We start from the raw sequence: 17,098 nt of genomic DNA, 5'->3' as shown, positions 1-17,098 counted from the left end.
GTTACTCGGGCGGGCGGCCGGGCTCGGTGTACGTGCCGGGAATGTGCTCGAGCACTCTGCTCAACCGCAGCGGACCGCCGGGCGCCGGTTCGGGCACCTCGCCGCCCGGTTGCTCGCCCGGCCCGGATTCGTCGACCTGTTCACCGGCGGTCAGCCGCACGGGTTCCTGTTGCGGCGGTGCCGGCGACGGGGCCGCGGTCGGTGCAACCGGTCGCGGCGCTTCGGCCTCCGCTACCGGTGGCGTCGACTTGTGCACTACGGGATGAACAGGGTGCGCATCCTTGCCGGGAGCCAATTGAATGCCCACCGCCAGGGACACCGACGCCACGAACGTCACCGCGGCCGCGGCCAACGTCGTCGCCGCTCCCGCGTACCGCCGCGACCGCGTGGGTGCGGCGGCGACAGGCGCCACGTGATCGGCGATCAGTTCGGCATCGGTGAACTCGGTGCGGCGGGCCGCCGCCAGCGCCGCTCCGCGTGCCACGGTCACCTGCGCCATCGTCTGGGCGAACACCGGAACCGGCAGCACCTTTTCCAGCTGCCAGGAGAAATCGTTGACATCTCCTTCGGAGCCGACCACGACCACCCCGCCCGGTCGCCAGGAACTGCGGTCGAACATTCCGGTCAGCCAGGACGTCAGACCGTCGTAGCCGCCGCGAACGTGCTTGACCGCCGTCTGCGTCTCGCCGTCATGGGTGTCGACCATGACCACCGTCGCCCATTCGCGCTCGAGGATGCATACCGCCGTCTGCTGGTAGCCGATCACCGGCGCGACGGCCTCTGCGAGCGTCTCGACCGCATCGAGCAGACGCACGGGGACGACATTGTCGAAGCCGGCGTCGGTCAGCACTTCCAACAGCAGCGCGGCCTGGGCGGACGCTTCGTCGCTCCACGTCACGCCGACCACGCGCAGCCGGCGGTCCCCGGCGAGCGCCATGTCACGCGCCCGGAGCACTTCGGCAGCCACCTGCTCGGCGGTGTGTACGACACGCACACCCTGGCCGACGTGACGGCTGCCCTCGGCACCCTCCTGCAGGTGCAATTCGTGGTGGTCCAGGATCGCGCCTTCGGCGCTGTGTCCCTCAGCGAGGATCCACCCGACGGCGGCCGGTGTCACCGACAGCCCAAGTACCGTATCCAAATCCCGCACCTCAATCGTCTCCCGGGCCCGTCGCACTCTGCGCGATGCCGATCGCACCAAGGGGCAGGTGCGGGACGCGTGAGTGCCGAAACGGCTCGGGGATAGCGTGTCGTAAGTCGGCTTGCTCCGAGCGAGCCTACGCGGTCGCCGGCCGTTCGGCTGCGCCGGTCTGGAAACCGGCAGGTGACTCTCAAGTAACAGAGACGTGGCCAAAGATAAATCTGACGCCGACGGAAATAATGGGTTGAGTTGCTCGCCGCGGCCACGGTCGCGGGATGTCGCCGGCCGAATTCGTTAGCCAAACTCGATAGGGTTTTGCTCCCAGCCGCGACTCCGCCACATTCCAACTGCATAACGCGTGGATAACACCGCGGCGTGTGTCGCGTTTGTGCGTGTCAGCGCCGCGCTATAACGGATGCGGTCAACCGGCGGGGACGCGGTAACACAGTTGCTGGGCTCGCGAAGTTAACCGATATCGAACTGAAATGTGTTTGCGTCCGAATCGACATTTGGCCTATTCACACGGTAAGTTCTGGCCGGAGCAAGAGACATAAGGAAAAAGGGGCACAGGTTATGACAGTGGTGAGCGGGAAGATACGGGCCTGGGGTCGTCGACTCCTGGTCGGTGCAGCTGCGGCTGCGGCCCTGCCGGGCCTGATCGGACTTGCCGGGGGCGCACCGACTGCGGGAGCTTTCTCCCGGCCGGGTCTGCCAGTCGAGTACCTGCAGGTGCCGTCCGCGGCTATGGGGCGCAGCATCAAGGTGCAGTTCCAAAGCGGTGGCGACAACTCTCCTGCGGTGTACCTGCTCGACGGCCTGCGTGCCCAGGACGACTACAACGGCTGGGACATCAACACCCCCGCCTTCGAGTGGTACTACCAGTCCGGCCTTTCGGTTGTGATGCCCGTCGGCGGTCAGTCCAGCTTCTACAGCGACTGGTACAACCCCGCCTGTGGTAAGGCCGGTTGCTCCACCTACAAGTGGGAGACCTTCCTGACCAGCGAATTGCCCTCCTACCTGCAGGCCAACAAGAGCGTCAAGCCCACCGGCAGCGCCGCCGTCGGTATCTCGATGGCCGGCTCGTCGGCGATGATCCTGGCCGCCTACCACCCCGCTCAGTTCATCTACGCCGGCTCGCTGTCGGCGCTGCTGGACCCCTCCCAGGGCATGGGGCCGTCGCTGATCGGCCTGGCCATGGGTGACGCCGGTGGCTATAAGGCCTCTGACATGTGGGGCCCGTCGAGCGACCCGGCCTGGCAGCGCAACGACCCCACGCTGCAGATCGGGACGCTGGTCGCCAACAACACCCGCTTGTGGGTGTACTGCGGCAACGGCAAGCCCTCCGAACTGGGTGGCGCCAACCTGCCGGCCGAGTTCCTGGAGAACTTCGTCCGCAGCAGCAACCTGAAGTTCCAGGACGCCTACAACGCGGCCGGTGGCCACAACGCGGTGTTCAACTTCCAGAGCGACGGCACGCACAGCTGGGAGTACTGGGGCGCACAGCTGGTCGCCATGAAGGGTGACCTGCAGGGCGCACTGGGCGCTCGCTGAGGCTGACCCGCACCAGCACTACAACTACTGCGCTTGACGGCAACCGCCGTCAAGCGCAGTAGTGCTTTTGCGGGGGTTTCACCGCATCAAGCCGACCTGGTTGGTGACATCGACCCAACCCGTCGCGTCGTTGCGATGGTCATTCGTGTTCCGGCACTCGCCGTAGAGGCGCAGCACGCCCAGGCCCGGATTGTCGTCGTGCCGGTACAGAACCGCCGTGACACCGTCTTTGGACAGGGTGGAGCCATACGCATGGCCGCCGGGCGGTAATCCCTGGATCCAACCGTCGGAGCGCAGGGCCGCGGCGACGGTCTGGAAGTAGGTGTCGGCGCGCTGATCCGTGGGCAGCGCAAAGGTCAGATGAATCGCCCCCTGATACGGCGGGTCCTGGTGGCCCCCGCACGACATCAAAAGATAGCCGGCCGTCGTCGTGCGCAGGCCCCCGACATCGACAACCCGGCTGGCCGCATCGACCGCCTGGGCTCGGCTTTGGTCGTCAGAGACGTTATCGGCGCGCGCGAGCGCGTCGGCCGGCGTGGCATGGAGCCGATCCACCGACACGAACATCGCGCCCACGACCAGCGTTATCGCCAGCGCGGCCGCCAGCAATGCCCGGGCCGCGTTCGTCCGCAGCCAGTCCGGGTCTCGGGGATGGTAGCGGTGGATGGCCCTGTCCTCCATCGACATTGACTTTCATGCACTCTGTACGTAACTTACGTACTGAGAGTTTGTAAGTTACTTTCGAAGGATAACCGCGATGCCGCAGGCCACACTCACGCAAGCAACCATTGCCTACCGAGTGGTGGGTCCGGAGAAATCGCCACACCCACCGGTGCTGTTCGTGCACGGCATTCTGGCCGACGAACGACTCTGGGACCGTGTCGCGGACGGCCTGGCCAGGCTGGGCTATCGGTGCTTTCTGCCGACTTGGCCGCTGGGCGCGCACACTATTGCGGCCAATGACGGAGCGGACCTCTCCCCCCGCGGAATCGCCGCAATGATCAACGAATTCATGGTGACCCTCGATCTCTCCGAGGTGACGCTGGTGGGTAATGACACGGGCGGGGCGTTATGTCAGTTCGTCATCGACGAATATCCCGACCGGATCGGCCGGCTGGTGCTGACCAACTGCGACGCCTTCGACGAGTTTCCGCCATTCCCGTTCAATGTCGTTTTTGCGGTGCTGCGCGGCCCGAAATCCATCAGAACGCTGTTCGCCACGATGGGTTGGTCCAAGCTGCGCCACTCGCCGCTGGGGTTCGGTCTGCTGCTGAGCAATCCCGATGCCGGATTGACCAAATCGTGGCTTGCGCCCTGTCGTGACGACCCGCGCATCGCGGGCGACCTCGCCGAGTTGCTGCGTCACGTCGCGGCCACCGATCTGGTCGACGTGTCCACCCGGTTCTCGCGCTTCACCAAGCCCGTCACGCTGGTGTGGGGCTTGCGTGACCGGTGCTTCAAGCCGGCGCTGGGCCGGCGGATGGCCACCCTGTTCGCCAACTCGACGATGATCGAGGTGCCCGGAGCGAGAACCTTCGTGTCCCTGGACAAGCCGGCGGCCGTGATTGACGCAATAGCGACGGTCCCCGCGCACAGTGGTTAAGGTCTGCGTCGTCGCCGCGCTGATGACCGCGCTGCTCCTCGCGCCGCAGGCGCGGGCCGACAGCTCGTTGACCGTTCTGATCGACGCGGCGGCCGAGCGACTGCAGATCGCTGAGCCGGTCGCGGCCTACAAGTGGAGTACGCACACCCCCATCGAGGATCCGGCTCGCGTCGAGCAGGAACTCGCAACACTGCGAGCCGATGCCGAAGCGCTACAAATCGACCCCGACTACCCGGACTACGTAGTCGAAATCTTCCGCGACCAGGTCGGCGCCACCGAAGCCATCGAGTACAGCAGATTCGCGCAGTGGAAGCTCGACGCCGCCGGCGCACCCCCACCGCCGCAGGACCTTTCGGCATCGCGGGCGCAGATCGACACCCTCAACACTAAGATTTTGTCTCAGATATCGCTTAATTGGAGTTTGCTGCGCTCGTCGTCGTGCGGATCCCGGCTGGACGAGGCCCGGGTCGAGGTGAGCCGTGCCCGCCGGTTCGACGACCTCTATCAACGAGCGCTGAACACCGCCACCCGGTCCTACTGCCACGTGTAATCGGCGGCCTGAAATGCCCCGCTGAGCAGGGTTTGCGCCAATCTCAAAGTGATAGATAACGGGTCTCATAATTTCCTCTAGTCGGTAACGCTTTGACTACAGCCGGCGAAATGCCGGTCATGACGCACATCACAAAGCCCCTCATCAAGTCGGTTATGACCGCCGGTTTCGTAGCGGTGGGTATGTCGCTTTCCACGGGCGTCGCCGACGCGGACTCCATGAACTGGGACGCCGTCGCGGAGTGTGAGTCCGGCGGCAACTGGGCCGCGAACACCGGTAACGGCGCCTACGGCGGACTGCAGATAAAGCAGGCCACCTGGGAGGAGTACGGCGGCGTCGGGAACCCGGCAAAGGCGTCTAAGCAGCAACAAATCGCCGTCGCCAACCGTGTTCTGGCGGGCCAGGGACCCGGGGCCTGGCCGAAGTGCTCCAAGGCGGGCGGCATGGCGCCGGGAATCGCGCAGGTGCCGCAACCCGGTCAGCAGCTACAGCAGACCCTGACTCAGATCATCGGCATGTTCGTGCCTAAACAGTAAATATCGGCAGCCGGGCTGGTTTCGTTACAGTCGGCGTGTTTGGATTCTCCTATGGAGGGTTCAGCGACGGTTCATATGGCGGCGCCGGCGGACAAAATCTGGGAATTGATTGCCGATATTCGAAATACCGGGCGCTTCTCGCCGGAGACATTTGAGGCCGAGTGGCTGGACGGCGCGACCGGGCCGGCGTTGGGCGCGCGCTTTCGGGGACACGTCCGGCGCAACGAGATCGGCCCGGTGTACTGGACCACCTGCAAGGTGACGGCGTGCGAGCCCGGCCGTGAGTTCGGGTTTGCTGTGCTGCTCGGCGACCGGGTGGTGAACAACTGGCACTACCGATTGGCGCCGGCCGGGCCCGACGGGCAGTCCACCGATGTGACCGAGTCCTTTCGCCTAGCCCCTTCCCCGTTGAATAACCTCTACCTGGTGTTCGGAGGATTCCTCCGGAGGCGGCGCAACATCAGGGACATGACAAAGACGCTGAACCGCATCAAAGACGTGGTCGAAGCGGGTTGAGGGGCGGCTGACATCAAATCGCAAAAGACCATATTCATCACCGGCGCCGGCAGCGGTATGGGCCGCGAGGGCGTGAAGCTGTTCCACAGCAAGGGCTGGCGAGTCGGCGCCGTGGACCGCACCGACGATGGACTGGCCGCACTCTGCGTGGAACTGGGCGCGGGACTGTGGACCCGGGTCGTCGACGTTACGGACAAGGCGGCCCTGGATGCGGCGCTGGCGGACTTCTGCGCCGGCAATGCCGGCGGCGGTCTGGACATGATGTGGAACAACGCCGGCATCGGCGAGGGCGGCTGGTTCGAGGACGTGCCCTACGAGGCCGCCATGCGGGTCATCGACGTGAACTTCAAAGCGGTGGTGGCCGGCGCGTACGGTTCGCTGCCCTACCTCAAGAAGTCGCCGGGCAGCCTGATGTTCTCCACCTCGTCGTCGTCGGGCACCTACGGGATGCCCCGCATCGCGGTCTATTCGGCGACCAAACACGCGGTCAAAGGACTCACCGAGGCGCTGAGCGTCGAGTGGGAACGGCACGGTGTGCGGGTCGCCGACGTGCTGCCCGGCCTGATCGACACCGCCATCCTCACCTCGACGCCGCAGCACTCGGGCACGGGCTCAGCCGACGCGCCGGCCACCATGTCGCCCGAGGAGTTGCGAGCGGCGGCCCCTAAGCGCGGCATGTTCCGGCTCATGCCGGCGTCCAGCGTCGCCGAGGTGGCGTGGCGGGCCTACCACCATCCCACCCGCCTGCACTGGTATGTCCCCGGCAGCATCCGCTGGATCGACCGCTTCAAAGGGGTCAGCCCCGAGTTGGTTCGTAGAAGCATCATCAAGGCGCTGCCCAGGATGAACCCGAAACAGCCATAATGTTTTCCTGCATACCGCAGCGGGGCCGAGACGGAGGTGGCTGGTGCAAAACCGGTTGGTCGCAGTGACAGCAATCGCGGTGGCCGTCGCCGGCGCCGTCTCGGGATGCGGCGGCACCCAGACCGTGCCGCGCCATGCCGCAAAGGTGACCATCGACGGCAACGCGCTCACTACGCGCCCGCCGTCATGCAGTCAGATCGAGTCGTACCGCACCATCGACATCCGGGACCGGGACGGTCAGGTGCAGGCGGTGGTGCTGATGAGCGGGGATCGCGTGCTGCCGCAGTTCGTCAAGATCCGCAACATGGGCGGATTCACCGGTAGCTACTACGAGGGCGGGGTCGGGGACGCGCGCGTCGACTTGTCGAAGAACGGCTACACCATTACGGGCAGCGCCCAGGGCATCGCCAGCAGCAACCCCAACAAGGTCGTGACGACAGACTTCAAGATCAGCGCCGAGTGCTGACGGTGAAGGACAGACTGCACTGGTTCGCCATGCACGGGGTGATCCGCGGGATCGCCACGGTCGGGATCCGGCGGGGTGACCTGCAGGCCCGCCTGATCGCCGACCCGACACTGGGTGACAACCCGGTGCCGTTCTACGACGAGGTGCAGCGGCACGGTCCGCTGGTGCGCAACCGGGCGAACTACATGGCCGTCGACCACCGCCTGGCGCATGATCTGTTGCGCTCGGAAGACTTTCACGTCATTGCGTTCGGCGATAATCTGCCGGCACCGCTGCGCTGGCTGGAGCGGCGTACCCGTGACGATCGTCTGCATCCGATGCGGCCACCGTCCTTGCTGGCGGTCGAGCCGCCCGACCACACCCGCTACCGCAAGACGGTCTCCGCGGTCTTCACCTCGCGGGCGGTCAGCGCGTTGCGCGACCGGGTCGAGCAGACGGCCGTCGGCTTGCTCGACCAACTCACCGAGCGGCCCGGCGCCGTTGACATCGTCGGACGGTACTGTTCGCAGCTTCCGATCACCGTCATCAGCGAGATCCTTGGGGTGCCGGAATACGACCGGCGCCGGGTGCTGGAGTTCGGCGAACTGGCCGCTCCCAGCTTGGATGTCGGACTCCCCTGGCAGCAGTACCAGCGGGTGCAGCGCGGTGTGGCGGGATTCAACACCTGGCTCGTCGAGCATTTGCGCCAATTGCGGCACGCCCCGGGCGATGACCTGATGAGTCAGTTGATCCAGACGGCCGAGGGCGCTGACACCGACGGCTACCTCGACGAGACGGAACTGCAGGCGGTTGCCGGTCTGGTGCTTGTCGCCGGATTCGAAACCACAGTCAACTTGCTGGGCAACGGGATTCGGCTGTTGCTGGACCATCCCGAACAGCTGGAGACACTGCGGGCCCGTCCGGAATTGTGGCCCAACGCGGTTGAGGAGATTCTGCGGTTCGACTCGCCGGTACAGCTCACCGCCCGGGTGGCCGGCAACGACGTCGAGGTGGCCGGGGTACCCATCAAGCGGGGCGAGGTGGTGGTGATCTATCTGGCCGCCGCCAACCGCGACCCGGCGGTGTTCAGCGACCCGCACCGCTTCGACATCGAACGCCCCAATGCCGGAAAGCATCTGTCGTTCTCGACCGGCCGGCACTTCTGCCTGGGCGCCGCCCTCGCCCGCGCCGAGGGTGAAGTCGGGCTGCGCACCTTCTTCGACCGCTTCCCCGAGGCGCGGGCCGCGGGCGGCGGCACCCGTCGAACCACCCGGGTGCTGCGCGGCTGGTCGACGCTGCCGGTGACGCTGGACCCGGCCCGCGTAGGTGCCGCCTCGATGGCGGATCTCAAACCTCTATCCGCGAACCCATGATGACGGTGCTCTCGGGGGGTAGCCCGAAATACTCGGCGGCATCGGCTGTGGCGTACGACGTCGCGATGAAGAGGCGTTTGCGCCAGGCCGCCATGGTCGGTGCCGAGCCTTTGACCAGCTCGAGTTTGGACAGGAAGTACGAGGCCTCGTCGAGGTCGATCTGGCCTTCCGTTTCACTCGGGTCCAACAGGCTCAGCGCGTCGCGGACTTTCGGGGTTTCCATATAACCGAATTGCGCTGTCACATGGATGATTCCGTCTTTGGCGTAGCCGAGCGCGTCGACCTCGTTGCGATCGGATTCGGGCACCCGTGGCACCGGCATGGTGACGATTGCAAGGACCACCACATGTTCGTGGAGCACGTGGTTGTGCTCGACGTTGGCCCGCATCGCCAGCGGCGCGGAATGCTTCCCGCGGTTCAGGAAGATGGCGGTGCCTGCCACCCTGGTGACCGGCTGGTTGTGAGTGGCAAGGCCGTCCACGAATTCACGCAGCGGCCCTTCGGCTTCTTCTCTTGTGCGAGTGACGATTTCGCGACCACGCTGCCAGGTGGTCATCACGGTGTAAGCGACCAGCGCTATCAGTAGCGGCAGCCACGCCCCATGGACCAGTTTGGTCAAATTGGCCGCCAAGAACATCAGGTCGATCGTCAGCAGGGCGCCGCCACCGAGCACGATCAGCCACAGCGGGGTTTTCCATCTGGTGCGCGCGATGTAGAGAAACAGCGTGGTGGTGATGGTGATGGTGCCGGTGACCGCCATGCCGAAGGCAAAGGCCAGTGCAGCCGAGCTACGGAAAGCGAACACCAGGGTCAGCACCGCGACCAATAGCAAGCCGTTGATCCACGGCACGTAGATCTGCCCCATCGTCGAGGCGGACGTGTGGGCTATCCGCAGGCGCGGCAGATAGCCGAGCTGAGCGGCTTGGGACGCCACCGAGAACGCCCCGGTGATGACGGCCTGCGAGGCGATCACGGTCGCTGCCGTCGCCAGCAGCACCATCGGCAGTCGCGCCCAGTCGGGGATCAGGAGGAAAAAGGGAGCGCTCGCGGTCCTCGGGTCGCCGAGCACCAGTGCGCCCTGTCCGAGGTAGCTCAGGGTGCAGCCGGGCAGTACCAGCAGCATCCAGCCCGAGGTGATCGCCCGCCGGCCGAAGTGTCCCAAGTCGGCGTAGAGCGCCTCGGCGCCCGTCACCGCCAGCACCACCGCGGCGAGGGAGAAGAAGGCGAAGTGGAAGTGCCCGACCATGAACTTGACCGCATATACCGGTGACAGCGCCTTGAGGATCTCGGGGTGATCGGCGATCCCGAGCGCGCCGCACGCGCCGATCGCGGTAAACCAGACGATCATCACCGGTCCGAACAGCCGGCCGACAGCACTGGTGCCGTGGCGCTGCACCGCGAACAGCGCGACGATGATCACCGCGGTGATCGGCACGACCCACGAATCGAAGTGTGGCTGTATGACCTTTACGCCCTCCACTGCCGACAGGACCGAGATCGCCGGGGTGATCATGCTGTCACCGAAAAACAGCGCGGCACCAAAGATGCCCAATAGACTCAGCGCAGCGACCGTGCGGCGCTCGACGCCGCGACCCAGCATCGTGATCAATGCCATGATGCCGCCCTCACCGTGGTTGTCGGCGCGCAGCACCAGGGTGACGTAAGTGAAGGTCACAATGATCATCACCGACCAGAAGATCAGCGATACCACGCCGTACACGTTTTCCGTGCTGATCGGCACGGGATGCGGGTCCTCGGGGTTGAACACGGTCTGAATCGTGTAGATGGGGCTGGTACCGATATCGCCGAACACCACGCCGAGTGCGCCGACCACAGCGCCCATAGTTATTCCCGTTGTGGAATCTGGTTTCACAGCAGGATCCTATGCGCAGTTCAGCCCAGATAAAGGCCGAACCAGTCCAGTGGCCGTGGCCAAGTCGGTGGAGGCCGCCGGTTGACACCGTCGCGGGCGGCAGGGTTTATTGACGGCATGACAGAGGTTTCGACGTCCGCTCCCGCAGATGTGGTAATTGGGTTGTGGCAGGCACTTTCGCGACGGGACTGGGACGCGGTCAAGTCATTTTTATCGGATGACTGCCTCTACGTCGACATGCCGGTCCCGGCACTGGCCGCTCGCGGTCCCGACGACATCGTGACCCGGCTGAAGATCGGGCTCGAGTCACTCGCGGCGTACGAAAACCACGATGGTGTTCTGGTGTCGAACGACTCCGACGTCATCTACGAGCATTCGGAGACCTGGACCTTCCAGACCGGGGAAAAGGGCGTGCTGCGGTTCGTCACCGTGCACAAGGTGCTGGACGGCAAAATCACTGTCTGGAAGGACTATTGGGACTTCAACAGCCTGGTCGCCTTCGCGCCGCCCAATCACTTCCAGAACCTGGCCGGAGGCGACACCTCCTGGATCTTCGACGCCACCGCCCTCGTCTAGCAACGCGCCGACGGGGCAGTCTGGTCTGCATGGGCAAACTCATCTATGGCTTCAACGTGTCGGTGGACGGCTACATCGCCGACGCACACGGCAGCATCGACTGGAGCGCGCCGAGCGAAGAACTGCACCAATACTGGAACGACTTCGAGCGCGAGACCACCCTGTCGTTCTACGGCCGACGGCTCTACGAACTGATGTCCGCGTACTGGCCTACCGCCGACCAGGCCCCGGACGCCAGCCCGATGATCATTGACTTCGCCAGGATCTGGCGCGACATGCCCAAGGTCGTGTTCTCGCGCACTTTGGAGTCCGTCGACTGGAACTCCCGCCTGGAACGCGGCGACCCGGTCGAGGTGGTGCGGAGGCTGAAGGCCGAAACGGAGGGCAGTTTGGAGGTGGCCGGCGCTACACTGGCCGCACCGATAGTGCGGGCCGGACTGGTGGACGAATACCGGATCGTGCTGGCGCCCACCGCCGTGGGCGGCGGCACCCCGTTCTTTCCGGCCCTGCCGTCCTGGATCTCACTGCGGCTGCTGGAGAATCGCACCTTCCCGGGTGGCACGGTCCTGCTGCGCTACGAGACAAAGCGCCCTGGGCAGTACAACTAGGACTCGGCGAGCACCTTGAGCCGCTTGAGCGTCTCGGAAAGCGTGCGCCCGACCTGGCGCACCGCGATGCGATCGGCGATGTAGCCGAAGATGCCGCCCGGCGCCTGATAGGACAGCCGGAACGTCACCTTGGTCTCGCCGTCCCCGCCGTCGCGCAGCCGAATCCGGCCGCGCAACGTGATTCCGGTGATACCGACGAACGCCACGTCGCGATTGTCATCGAATTCCACGACTTCGATCAGCCCGCCGACGGGTACCGAGCCGATCTTCCAGTGCACGATGTAGCGGGCGCCGGCGCCCGGCGGCTGGTCGTTGGCCGACTCCCAGCGCTCGAGGTTGCTCATGAAAGACGGGTAGGTGTCCGGGTCGCTGACGATCTTCCAGACCGCATCGCGGTCGGCCTTGACCACACACCGGCGTTCGACGCGCATCAGCCCAGCACCGGGAAGCGACGTTGTGCGGCCAACCGATCGACGCCGCCCTGCAGACTTTCCATCACCTTGTCGTGCACCGCCTGGTCATCGCCGTCGACCTCGATCGGCTCCTGCACCTCGATGACGATCTTGGTGGGCAGCGGAATGTGTCCCGCCAGGTCACTGATGTTCAGCCCCCACGGCAGCGCCAGCGATATCGGAATGCTCTTGAGCCGCAACAACTTATCCGCCATCAGAAGTTTGGCCAGCCACTGGCCGCGGTTGAGGAACAAGGCGCTCTCCTGGCCGCCCACACTGGCCACCGGAACGATCGGCACGCCGGCCTCACGGGCCAGTCGCACGTAACCCATCCGCCCGCCGAAGTCGACCTTGTGCCGCTCCCACGACGGCCGGAATACCTCATAGTCCCCGCCGGGATAGACCAGCAGGGCGGCCCCGGATTCCAGCGCCAGACGGGCGTTTTCGTGGTTGGCGGCGACGGTGCCGAACTTGCGCAGCCAGCCCAGTGGCGGCGCGGAGACGACGAGGTTGTGGGCCAGCTGGTAGAAGGGGCGCTCCACACCGAAGTAGGAACAGAACGCGAGGGTGAAGACGAAGGTGTCGGGCGGGACGTTACCGCCGCTGTGATTGCCGACCAGCAGCACCGGGCCCTCGGGCGGAATACGGTCCAGCCCGCGCACGTCGGCGCGGAAGTACAGCGAGGCGAGCAGCCAGGTGCCGGGCAGCTGGTCGCGGATGTAGTCGGGGTCGCGCTGGTCCAAATCGGCTTTGGGAACCCTGGACGTGACCTGCTTGCGGGCCCACTCCATGGCTTCGCCGAAGACGCCCATGTCGGAGATCCTGTCCTAGCGTGGGCCGGCGTCCAGCTGGTAGACGCGGGCGGAGTTGTCGTGTGCGATGAGATCGACTACCCGAATTGCGTCGCTTTCACACCAGTCCCCGCTGTCGACGAAGCCCTGCAGGACGCGGTGAATGGCCCTGCGCCACAGGACGGTGCCGAGGTAATGCAGCTCCGCGGGCCCGAAGCCGTCGGACGAGTACAGGATCTTGCGGAACGGCGCGAGTTCGAGCAGCCGGGCGGCGAACGCCGGTGCCCGGGCGCCGAGAAAGTTCACCGTCAGCCCGCCGTCGAGGTAGACGTTGTTGAACGCCTGGGCCAGGTAGCCGGCTTCGCGCTCGTAGGGATAGCAGTGCAGCAATACGATCGGGGTGTCTGCGGACTGGCGCAGAAAATCAAGCAGCAGCAGCGGATTGGTCTTGTGCAGGTCGCAATCCCGATCGCCCAGGCCGACATGGAACTGCAGCGGCTTGCCCAGCCGCAGTCCCTGGTGCAGGCCGAAGCGCAGCAGCACCCGATCGGTGCAGCGGCGCCCGCCCGCGTCGCGCCAGCGTCGCGCAGCCTGTTCGACATCCGCCGGTGACGGTTCGCTCAGATCACCCTCGAACCCACCGCGGTAGGCCAGGATCGACTTGGTGCCAACAGCCGCGGCGGCGCGCCGGTGCAGGATCTCTTCGAAGGCTCCGGTGTAGTCGCCGGGGGCCTGCGCGGCTTCCTCGGCGACCTGCTCGAGGCGGACGATTTCCTCCGCGCGAGCCCCGCTCAGCTCGGTGAACTGCGCGACACCACTGATGTCATCGCCGAGACCGGTGTCGATGAGCCAGGTGCTCACCCCGGCGGCCGGCAGGAACAGGCGGGCCAGCTCGGGTTCGCTCAACTGGCAACGGCGTGCCCAATATGCCTCCGCGTCAACGTGTCTGGGCAGGGCCAGCACCGGGGCGCAGTGGCTGCGCAGCGCGAAACCGAGTTGGGTGTCGAAACCCGAGTCGAACTCGGCGAGGGGCTGCGTGTTGGCTTCGTTGAGGGCATTCTCGAACCGGCGGCGGTCCCCCGCGCTCAACCAGCAGCCGTGCAGGTGCTGATCGATCAGCGCAACCTGCTGGACGTGCTGGGCGAGCTGCGTATCCGGCAGTGGTGCGGTCATAGGCTCCAGGCCATCCGGAACTTGTCCGCCAGCGCGTCGGGGTCGAGCCCGCCGTAGCGGTCGTGCTCCATCGTGCGCACCGCGACCGCCATGTCGACCACCGAGTCAGTCAGAATCGACCGCAGCAGAGTCGACGCATCAAGCGCGGCAATAGCTTCCGTTTGGACATCGGGTAGCAGCGCGATCCCCGCGGCGACCCGCTCCGCCGCCGAGAGCAGGGCGGGATCTTCCGTCGTCTGCGCCGGTAGCGTCGCGTCGGTTTTGATGCCCTCGAGTGCGAGCCCGAGAATGGCCGCCGTTGCGTAGTAGGGGTTGGCCGACGGGTCGATGATCTTTACCTCGACGTTGCCGCCGTGCGGATTGGCGGGGCCGGCCTCGATGAATCGCAACGCCGCCTCACGGTTCTCGATGCCCCAGCAGGCATACGCCCCGGCCCAATTCCCGGGCCGCATCCGCAACCCGGAAAGGATGGAACCACACAGCAGGCCCTGCGCGCCGGCCAGGCCGCGCAGCACCCCCGCCACCGCGGCCTCGCCCGCCCCGGTCATGCCGCCAGGTCCGGTCCCACCGGAGAACAGCGGCCGTTCCTGCCTTCGCAGCGAGAAATGCTGATGCGCACCGGATCCGGCGCTGCCGGCGAAGGGTGCCGGCGACAGGCTGACCCGCAATCCGTGCCGGCGGGCGGCGCGGGCAACGATGATCCGCATCAGGACCAGATGGTCGGCGGCGGCCACCGGTGAGCGCGGGGCCAGGGAGATCTCGAACTGGTTCGCCCCGTATTCGGGATGGAACTGCTCCATCGCGACGCCCGCCGACGTCGCGGCGACGGTCACGTCGCGGACAAAGGCCTCGTGCTCGAGGACACCGGCGAGCCCGTACTGGGCCCACGATGTGGCGGGCAGGCGGTCGCCGTGCGGGTCGACGAGAACGAATTCGAGCTCGTGGCCGACGGCTGCATCGATACCGGCCTCGCCCAGCGCGTTCTCGACCCGCTTGAGTGTGCCTCGCGCGCACAGCTCAACGGGAGAACCGTCCTGTTCGAAGAATTCCGCTGGCGCCCAAGCCAGGCCGTCACCGAGAACGCGGAGGGCGGTCAGGTCGATCCGCAGGCGCTGATCGCCGACCACGCCGACTTTGTCGGTGAACGCGATGCCGGTCTGGTCGATGGCGAACGCGTGCCATGACGGACTGGCCCCGAGCCCCGGATCGGCGAAGGCGTTGATCCGGCGGACCGGCACCGTCTTGGCGTGGGTCAGACCCGCGGGGTTCACGACGGTGCCGATGACGGTGTCGACGCCCTGGGCCTCGAGCCAGCCGATCGCACCCGCCGGCGTGGGCGGGCGCGTCGTCGTCAGGCCCGGCTGGGCAGGGTCAGCTTGCACGCCTGGCCGATGTCGAGGGTCCGCAGCACGCGGCCCATGCCCACCCACAGCGCACACGAGATGGCCAGGTCGGCCAGCAACTCCTCGGTGAAGTGTTCCGCGGCCCGCGCCCAGAAGTCTTCGTCGTCCCGCAGGACGGTGTGGTCAGTGGAGAACCGGTGCGCGAATTCGGCCGCCAACCGCTCCTGCTCGCTGTACCCCGGCCAGGTGCGCCATTCGGCGGCGTGTTCGTAGAGCTCCTCGTCGACCCCGGCCGCCGGCCCATCGGCGTCGCGGGTGTTGGCGCAAACGATGCACTCGTTGTTGTTGGCGATCACGGCACGCGCGATCTCGCGAGTGCGCAATGGCAGCCGGTTGCTGGTGTACACGGCGCGGCTGAAATTGGCCATCGCGCCGCCGAGTTCGGGGGACTTGAGGACCCAGCCAGCAACGTCGTCATCTGCGAAAGTTCCGATTCGGCTCATGGCGAGATGGTACGCCCGCGCACCTCGGCATTCGGTATCGACGGCACCCCCAAACTTGCCGCAAATGAAAATCATGTTCATTATATAGAAAGTTCAAATATTTCGATCGGGATGGGGTGTCGCCGTGCAATCGTCCGGGGCTGAGGGCCGGGTTGCCGGCGCGAATCCGGTGTGGATGGCCTCGCCGCCGGAGGTGCACTCGGCGCTACTGAGCAGTGGCCCCGGTCCGGGCGCCGTGTTGGCGGCCGCGGCGGCGTGGGCGACGTTGAGCACCGAATACGAATCGGCGGCGGACGACCTCCTGGCGGTGCTGGCCGCGGTGCAGGGCGGGGCATGGCACGGTCCCAGCGCCGAATCGTATGCGGCCGCGCACCTTCCGTATCTAGCGTGGCTGCAGGAGGCAAGTGCCGCGAGCTCGCAAACCGCGGCCCGGGCCGAGGCGGTCGCCGGTGCCTATGCGACGGCGTTGGCGGCGATGCCGACGCTGGCCGAGCTGGCCGCCAACCACGCCACCCACGCGGCCCTGTTGGCCACGAACTTCTTTGGCGTCAACACCATTCCGATCGCTGTCAACGAAGCCGACTACACCCGGATGTGGGTCCAGGCCGCCACCACGATGAGCGGTTACCAGGGCGCCTCGGATGCGGCGCTGGCGGCCGCGCCCCAACTGCCGCCCCCGCCCAAGATCGTGCAGCAAATCGACCAGTCACTGCAGAACGTGGTGCAGGCCTATCAGAATTTCATCGGCAACCCACAACTGAACCCGTTCGACCAGTTCGAGAACCTGGTCAACAACCCGCAGCTCGACGCGATTCTCGAGCAGTTCGGTATCGGCAACGACACCGTCGCCCACGATCCGGTGGTCGACAACGTGCTCGACAACTTCGTCGCCAATATCCTGCGGAACTTCGGCTACAACTGGAACCCGTTGCAGGGCACGCTCAATGGGCTGGACTACGACGACTACACCGACCCGACCGTCGCGGCGTTCTGGGTTGCCCGGACGCTGGAGCTGAGCGAGGATTTCCAGCAGTTCTTCGTCTTCCTGCAAACGAACCCGGTGCTGGCCATCCAATACCTGGTCAGTCTGGAATTGTTCGACTGGCCCACCCATCTGGCTGAGGTGTTCACCTTGACGAGTCAGCCCGCCGCACTGGCCGCCGCGCTGCCCGTGGCGGCGGCCCCGCTCGCGTCGGCCGG

19 protein-coding genes are annotated in these 17,098 nt (G+C 66.0%); 11 read left to right on the top strand and 8 right to left on the bottom strand.

Annotation, left to right across the window (positions count from 1 at the left end; genetic code table 11):
• Nucleotide 1: 1 nt before the first annotated feature.
• Nucleotides 2-1,141, bottom strand: a complete 1,140-nt coding sequence (locus A5645_RS04635; RefSeq protein WP_065128620.1) for a DUF7159 family protein — start codon at nucleotides 1,139-1,141, stop codon at nucleotides 2-4.
• A 573-nt stretch (nucleotides 1,142-1,714) separates the two neighbouring features.
• Here A5645_RS04635 and ag85B point away from each other — a divergent pair.
• Nucleotides 1,715-2,692: a diacylglycerol acyltransferase/mycolyltransferase Ag85B gene (gene ag85B, locus A5645_RS04630; protein ID WP_065036362.1), complete on the top strand. Its 978-nt coding sequence runs from the start codon at nucleotides 1,715-1,717 to the stop codon at nucleotides 2,690-2,692.
• Between the two features lie 78 nt (nucleotides 2,693-2,770).
• Here ag85B and A5645_RS04625 read toward each other — a convergent pair whose 3' ends face one another.
• Nucleotides 2,771-3,373, bottom strand: a complete 603-nt coding sequence (locus A5645_RS04625; protein ID WP_253866848.1) for a lipoprotein LppJ family protein — start codon at nucleotides 3,371-3,373, stop codon at nucleotides 2,771-2,773.
• A gap of 76 nt (nucleotides 3,374-3,449) precedes the next feature.
• On the opposite strand from A5645_RS04625, the gene A5645_RS04620 reads away from it, so the two are divergent.
• The 7 genes from A5645_RS04620 (at nucleotide 3,450) to A5645_RS04590 (ending at nucleotide 8,579) form a co-directional block, all read left to right on the top strand.
• Complete coding sequence (locus tag A5645_RS04620) at nucleotides 3,450-4,295, top strand: alpha/beta fold hydrolase (protein WP_065128607.1); 846 nt, start codon at nucleotides 3,450-3,452, stop codon at nucleotides 4,293-4,295.
• 22 nt (nucleotides 4,296-4,317) lie between these two features.
• Nucleotides 4,318-4,845 carry a chorismate mutase gene (locus tag A5645_RS04615; RefSeq protein ID WP_081288157.1) on the top strand — a complete coding sequence of 176 codons (528 nt, stop codon included), beginning with the start codon at nucleotides 4,318-4,320 and terminating at the stop codon, nucleotides 4,843-4,845.
• A gap of 119 nt (nucleotides 4,846-4,964) precedes the next feature.
• The gene (locus A5645_RS04610) at nucleotides 4,965-5,381 is read left to right on the top strand and encodes a transglycosylase family protein (RefSeq protein ID WP_065036398.1); all 417 of its coding nucleotides are present in this window, start codon (nucleotides 4,965-4,967) and stop codon (nucleotides 5,379-5,381) included.
• A gap of 51 nt (nucleotides 5,382-5,432) precedes the next feature.
• Nucleotides 5,433-5,897 (top strand): SRPBCC family protein, encoded by a 465-nt coding sequence (locus A5645_RS04605; RefSeq protein WP_065036359.1) that lies wholly within the window; start codon nucleotides 5,433-5,435, stop codon nucleotides 5,895-5,897.
• Between the two features lie 12 nt (nucleotides 5,898-5,909).
• Nucleotides 5,910-6,761 (top strand): SDR family oxidoreductase, encoded by an 852-nt coding sequence (locus tag A5645_RS04600; protein ID WP_301336979.1) that lies wholly within the window; start codon nucleotides 5,910-5,912, stop codon nucleotides 6,759-6,761.
• Nucleotides 6,762-6,804: 43 nt separating this feature from the next.
• On the top strand, nucleotides 6,805-7,227 hold the full coding sequence (locus A5645_RS04595; RefSeq protein ID WP_065036063.1) for a lipoprotein LpqH: 423 nt from the start codon (nucleotides 6,805-6,807) through the stop codon (nucleotides 7,225-7,227).
• 2 nt (nucleotides 7,228-7,229) lie between these two features.
• Nucleotides 7,230-8,579: a cytochrome P450 gene (locus tag A5645_RS04590; protein WP_065128618.1), complete on the top strand. Its 1,350-nt coding sequence runs from the start codon at nucleotides 7,230-7,232 to the stop codon at nucleotides 8,577-8,579.
• On the opposite strand, the gene A5645_RS04585 is transcribed toward A5645_RS04590, so the two are convergent.
• A complete protein-coding gene (locus A5645_RS04585; RefSeq protein WP_065128604.1) occupies nucleotides 8,554-10,422 on the bottom strand; it encodes a potassium transporter Kup in 1,869 nt (622 codons plus the stop codon). The genes A5645_RS04590 and A5645_RS04585 overlap by 26 nt on opposite strands.
• Nucleotides 10,423-10,569: 147 nt before the next feature.
• On the opposite strand from A5645_RS04585, the gene A5645_RS04580 reads away from it, so the two are divergent.
• Nucleotides 10,570-11,028, top strand: a complete 459-nt coding sequence (locus tag A5645_RS04580) for a nuclear transport factor 2 family protein (protein WP_065128603.1) — start codon at nucleotides 10,570-10,572, stop codon at nucleotides 11,026-11,028.
• Between the two features lie 29 nt (nucleotides 11,029-11,057).
• The gene (locus A5645_RS04575) at nucleotides 11,058-11,636 is read left to right on the top strand and encodes a dihydrofolate reductase family protein (protein ID WP_065128602.1); all 579 of its coding nucleotides are present in this window, start codon (nucleotides 11,058-11,060) and stop codon (nucleotides 11,634-11,636) included.
• On the opposite strand, the gene A5645_RS04570 is transcribed toward A5645_RS04575, so the two are convergent.
• The 5 genes from A5645_RS04570 to A5645_RS04550 are packed head-to-tail and all read right to left on the bottom strand — an operon-like array spanning nucleotide 11,633 to nucleotide 15,898.
• Nucleotides 11,633-12,067, bottom strand: a complete 435-nt coding sequence (locus A5645_RS04570; protein ID WP_065036059.1) for an SRPBCC family protein — start codon at nucleotides 12,065-12,067, stop codon at nucleotides 11,633-11,635. The two genes, A5645_RS04575 and A5645_RS04570, sit on opposite strands and share 4 nt — an antisense overlap.
• Nucleotides 12,067-12,900 carry a lysophospholipid acyltransferase family protein gene (locus A5645_RS04565; RefSeq protein ID WP_065118864.1) on the bottom strand — a complete coding sequence of 278 codons (834 nt, stop codon included), beginning with the start codon at nucleotides 12,898-12,900 and terminating at the stop codon, nucleotides 12,067-12,069. Before A5645_RS04565 ends, A5645_RS04570 begins: the two co-directional genes overlap by 1 nt.
• 15 nt (nucleotides 12,901-12,915) lie before the next feature.
• A complete protein-coding gene (locus A5645_RS04560; protein ID WP_065128601.1) occupies nucleotides 12,916-14,052 on the bottom strand; it encodes an amidohydrolase family protein in 1,137 nt (378 codons plus the stop codon).
• Nucleotides 14,049-15,407, bottom strand: a complete 1,359-nt coding sequence (locus tag A5645_RS04555) for a type I glutamate--ammonia ligase (protein ID WP_065128617.1) — start codon at nucleotides 15,405-15,407, stop codon at nucleotides 14,049-14,051. The genes A5645_RS04560 and A5645_RS04555 overlap by 4 nt, the downstream gene beginning before the upstream one ends.
• Nucleotides 15,404-15,898 carry a carboxymuconolactone decarboxylase family protein gene (locus A5645_RS04550; RefSeq protein WP_065036056.1) on the bottom strand — a complete coding sequence of 165 codons (495 nt, stop codon included), beginning with the start codon at nucleotides 15,896-15,898 and terminating at the stop codon, nucleotides 15,404-15,406. Before A5645_RS04550 ends, A5645_RS04555 begins: the two co-directional genes overlap by 4 nt.
• A 175-nt stretch (nucleotides 15,899-16,073) precedes the next feature.
• On the opposite strand from A5645_RS04550, the gene A5645_RS04545 reads away from it, so the two are divergent.
• Nucleotides 16,074-17,098: PPE family protein (locus tag A5645_RS04545; RefSeq protein WP_155767847.1), on the top strand; the 1,025-nt coding region annotated here is incomplete at its 3' end.

Origin of the sequence: Mycobacterium asiaticum, from assembly GCF_001673635.1 — a bacterium.
In the GTDB taxonomy this organism is placed as follows: Bacteria; Actinomycetota; Actinomycetes; order Mycobacteriales; family Mycobacteriaceae; genus Mycobacterium; species Mycobacterium asiaticum_C.
This window is presented reverse-complemented; position numbering and strand designations above follow the sequence as displayed.